8 protein-coding genes and 1 pseudogene are annotated in these 3,901 nt (G+C 48.2%); all 9 read right to left on the reverse strand.

Going from position 1 to position 3,901, the window contains the following annotated elements; translation table 11 throughout:
• Positions 1 to 259 (reverse strand): 50S ribosomal protein L22 (gene rplV, locus QZZ54_RS17565; protein ID WP_290705050.1); only part of this gene is annotated, 259 nt, incomplete at its 3' end.
• A gap of 15 nt (positions 260 to 274) precedes the next feature.
• On the reverse strand, positions 275 to 550 hold the full coding sequence (gene rpsS / locus QZZ54_RS17570) for a 30S ribosomal protein S19 (protein ID WP_290705052.1): 276 nt from the start codon (positions 548 to 550) through the stop codon (positions 275 to 277).
• Between the two features lie 15 nt (positions 551 to 565).
• The gene (gene rplB / locus QZZ54_RS17575; RefSeq protein ID WP_290705055.1) at positions 566 to 1,393 is read right to left on the reverse strand and encodes a 50S ribosomal protein L2; all 828 of its coding nucleotides are present in this window, start codon (positions 1,391 to 1,393) and stop codon (positions 566 to 568) included.
• Between the two features lie 14 nt (positions 1,394 to 1,407).
• A complete protein-coding gene (gene rplW, locus QZZ54_RS17580; RefSeq protein WP_290705058.1) occupies positions 1,408 to 1,704 on the reverse strand; it encodes a 50S ribosomal protein L23 in 297 nt (98 codons plus the stop codon).
• The gene (gene rplD / locus QZZ54_RS17585) at positions 1,701 to 2,306 is read right to left on the reverse strand and encodes a 50S ribosomal protein L4 (RefSeq protein WP_290705061.1); all 606 of its coding nucleotides are present in this window, start codon (positions 2,304 to 2,306) and stop codon (positions 1,701 to 1,703) included. Before rplD ends, rplW begins: the two co-directional genes overlap by 4 nt.
• 11 nt (positions 2,307 to 2,317) lie before the next feature.
• Positions 2,318 to 2,956, reverse strand: coding sequence for a 50S ribosomal protein L3 (gene rplC, locus QZZ54_RS17590; RefSeq protein ID WP_290705063.1), 639 nt, complete (start codon positions 2,954 to 2,956; stop codon positions 2,318 to 2,320).
• Between the two features lie 103 nt (positions 2,957 to 3,059).
• Positions 3,060 to 3,371: a 30S ribosomal protein S10 gene (rpsJ, locus tag QZZ54_RS17595; RefSeq protein WP_019622815.1), complete on the reverse strand. Its 312-nt coding sequence runs from the start codon at positions 3,369 to 3,371 to the stop codon at positions 3,060 to 3,062.
• A gap of 106 nt (positions 3,372 to 3,477) precedes the next feature.
• A complete protein-coding gene (locus QZZ54_RS17600) occupies positions 3,478 to 3,774 on the reverse strand; it encodes a hypothetical protein (protein WP_290705067.1) in 297 nt (98 codons plus the stop codon).
• Between the two features lie 9 nt (positions 3,775 to 3,783).
• Positions 3,784 to 3,901 (reverse strand): annotated as a pseudogene (locus tag QZZ54_RS17605) (elongation factor Tu); the annotation flags it as partial.

Consider the following 3,901-nt stretch of genomic DNA (forward strand, 5'->3'; position numbering starts at 1 on the left):
GTCTAATGCGCTTCATAGTCATGCCTTCATCAACGAAGACTTCAGAAACACGCAGCTCATCAATATCAGCACCTTCGTTATGCTCTGCGTTAGCAATAGCAGACTCGAGTACCTTCTTAACAAGAACCGCACCTTTTTGAGGGCTGAAAGCCAAAATATTCAGGGCTTCACCCACCGCCATTCCGCGGATTTGATCGGCAACCAAACGCGCTTTCTGAGCCGAGATATGGGCGCCTTTGTGCTTTGCGGCTACTTCCATTTTCTTAACCCCTAATTAGCGTTTAGCTTTCTTATCTGCAGCATGACCCTTATACGTACGGGTAGCAGCAAATTCGCCTAATTTATGACCAACCATATCTTCGGTGATAAACACCGGAACGTGCTGACGGCCATTATGAACTGCAATCGTTAGTCCTACAAAGTTTGGAAAAACTGTAGAACGACGAGACCAAGTCTTGATCGGACGACGATCTTTGATCTCAACTGCAGCTTCTACCTTTTTCAACAGGTGAAGGTCGATAAAAGGACCTTTCTTCAGTGAACGTGGCACAGCTGTATCCTCTGATTATTTCGCTTGACGACGGCGTACGATCATCTTATCAGTACGCTTATTCTTACGAGTTTTCTTACCTTTAGTCGGAACGCCCCATGGTGTCACAGGATGACGACCACCAGATGTACGACCCTCACCACCACCGTGTGGGTGATCGACCGGGTTCATCGCTACACCACGAACAGTAGGACGAACACCACGCCAGCGAGTAGCACCAGCCTTGCCCAAACGACGCAGGGAATGCTCGGAGTTACCTACTTCACCCAGTGTTGCGCAGCAATCAATCAACACTTTACGCATTTCGCCGGAACGAAGACGCAATGTTGCGTGAGCACCTTCACGTGCAACCAGCTGAGCAGAAGTACCTGCAGAACGTGCAATTTGCGCACCCTTGCCTGGCTTCATTTCGATACAGTGGACGACGCTACCAACAGGAATGTTACGCAGTGGTAAGCAGTTACCTGGTTTAATTTCAGCATGCTGACCAGATATCAGAGAATCACCAGCACTAACACCTTTAGGGGCGATAATATAGCGACGCTCACCGTCTGCATACATCAACAATGCGATGTGTGCTGAGCGGTTTGGATCATACTCCAGACGCTCAACGGTAGCAGGGATATCCAGCTTGTTGCGACGGAAATCGATAACACGGTAATGTTGCTTATGACCGCCACCAATGTGACGAGTCGTAATGCGACCATAAGTGTTACGACCACCGGTCTTGCTTTTCTTCTCGACCAGAGCAGCAAAAGGCTTGCCCTTGTGTAGATCAGGTGTAGTAACCTTAACTACGTGACGGCGTCCAGCGGAGGTCGGTTTAGATTTGATTATAGCCATTCTTGTAACCCCTCTTATTCGCCATCAATGAAGTCGATGTCGTGACCGTCTGCAAGGCAAACATATGCCTTACGTACGTCAGAGCGCTTACCCATACCGCGCTGAGTGCGCTTGGTTTTGCCCTTAACGTTGACGACGTTCACGCCAGTTACTTTAACGCTAAACAACTGCTCAACAGCCTTTTTGATCTCAGGCTTAGTTGCGTCAGTTGCAACGCGGAATACTACCTGCTGAGAACCTTCAGCAACGATAGTTGCTTTCTCAGAGATGTGCGGCCCTAGCAGCACTTGATAGATGCGTCCTTCGTTCATGACAACGCCTCCTCAATTTTCTTGAGAGCAGCAACGGTCACTACAACCTTATCAAAGCCAACAAGACTAACAGGATCGATACCAGCAGCATCACGTACATCAACATGCGGTACGTTGCGTGCAGCCAAATACAGGTTCTGCTCAAGGTCTTCTGTCACAACTAGTGCGTTTGCCAGCTCAAGCTCGTTCAGCTTAGCGATAAACTGCTTAGTCTTAGGCGCGTCTACCTGGAAGTTTTCAACAACTACCAGACGCTCCTGACGTACCAGCTCAGACAAGATGCAACGCATCGCAGCGCGATACATTTTCTTGTTAACTTTTTGAGCATGGTCACGTGGCTGAGCAGCGAATGTTACGCCACCAGTACGCCACAGAGGACTACGAATAGTACCAGCACGTGCACGGCCAGTACCCTTTTGACGCCAAGGCTTAGCACCACCGCCGCTAACTGCAGCGCGGTTCTTTTGGGCCTTGGTGCCCTGACGACCACCAGCCAGGTATGCCGTAACAACCTGATGAACTAGTGCTTCGTTGAATTCTTTACCAAATGCCAGATCGGAAACTTCTACGTTTCCACCAGCTCCTGCAAGATTCAGATTCATTTCAAACCCCCTCAGGAACCAGCTTTAACAGCTGATTTTACGATTACGTCGCCGCCGGTAGCACCAGGCACAGCGCCTTTAACTAACAGCAGATTGCGCTCGACATCGATGCGAACAACTTCAAGAGACTGAATCGTTACACGCTCAGCTCCCATATGTCCTGCCATCTTCTTGCCTTTCCACACTCGACCTGGAGTCTGACACTGACCAATAGAACCAGGAGCACGATGAGAAAGTGAGTTACCGTGAGTCGCATCCTGCATGGAGAAGTTCCAGCGCTTAATACCGCCTTGGAAACCTTTACCTTTGGATTGACCGGTTACATCAATTTTCTGACCTGCTTCAAAGCGCTCAACAGTCAGTTGATCACCTACATTTACTTCTTCGTCACCCGACAGACGGAACTCCCACAAACCACGACCTGCTTCAGTCTCTGCTTTCGCAAAGTGACCTGCAGCGGCCTTAGTAACGCGGTTAGCACGACGAGAACCTACAGTTACCTGCACAGCAGAATAACCATCTGTTTCTTCGGTCTTAACCTGTGTTACCCGATTCGGTTCCACCTCGATGACTGTGACTGGCACTGACGCGCCGTCTTCTGTGAAGACACGAGTCATACCTGCTTTACGTCCAATTAAGGATACAGACATTTTATAAACCTCACATTGCCAGTTGTGTACGGGGCTAAAACCCGCTATGGCTGCCTAAAAGGCATTCCACACGCAGATTATCTAATCTGCGCAGTCGTCTAAATTAGCCGAGGCTAATTTGCACTTCAACACCCGCAGCAAGATCTAGCTTCATCAATGCATCAACAGTTTTTTCTGTTGGTTCAACGATGTCTAGAACACGTTTATGAGTACGGATCTCATACTGATCACGTGCATCTTTATTCACGTGAGGAGAGACCAGAACTGTAAAACGTTCTTTGCGGGTAGGAAGTGGGATCGGACCATGCACCTGAGCACCTGTCCGCTTAGCAGTCTCAACGATCTCCTGAGCGGAAGAGTCAATCAGGCGATGATCAAAAGCCTTTAGACGGATTCTGATTTTCTGGTTTTGCATTTGATCACAATTCCTAGAATTTAAAATACGGCTTTCGCCACCTAACCCCATTTAACGGGGTAGCGCATTCTACTTACCCTATACCCCCAAGTCAAGCCCGTATCGGTTAGGAATTATACAGCCCGATTTCTGAGGAATTAATAACACTCAGGGCTTGATTAACAAACAAGCAAAGAGAAACTCTTTCTTTAGAAAAAAACAGAGGCATGGGACACCAAAAAGCTACTTCATTTGCGGACGCAAATGCGAGCGAGTTAAGTCCAGCAAAGCTCCTTTGCGCCTGACTTAACAATGCGACTTTTGATATGGCCGCACTTAAGCTTGAAAGACACCAAACTCCAGCCATATCAAAATAATAAACGCTAAAAACAAAAAAGGCTCCCGAAGGAGCCTTTTTAAACATCAGCGAGTATTACTCGATGATTTTAGATACAACGCCTGCACCAACTGTACGTCCGCCTTCACGGATCGCAAAGCGCAGACCTTCTTCCATCGCGATTGGGTTGATCAGGGTAACATCCATCTTGATG

Source organism: Amphritea sp. (assembly GCF_016744155.1).
Classification (GTDB): domain Bacteria; phylum Pseudomonadota; class Gammaproteobacteria; order Pseudomonadales; family Balneatricaceae; genus Amphritea.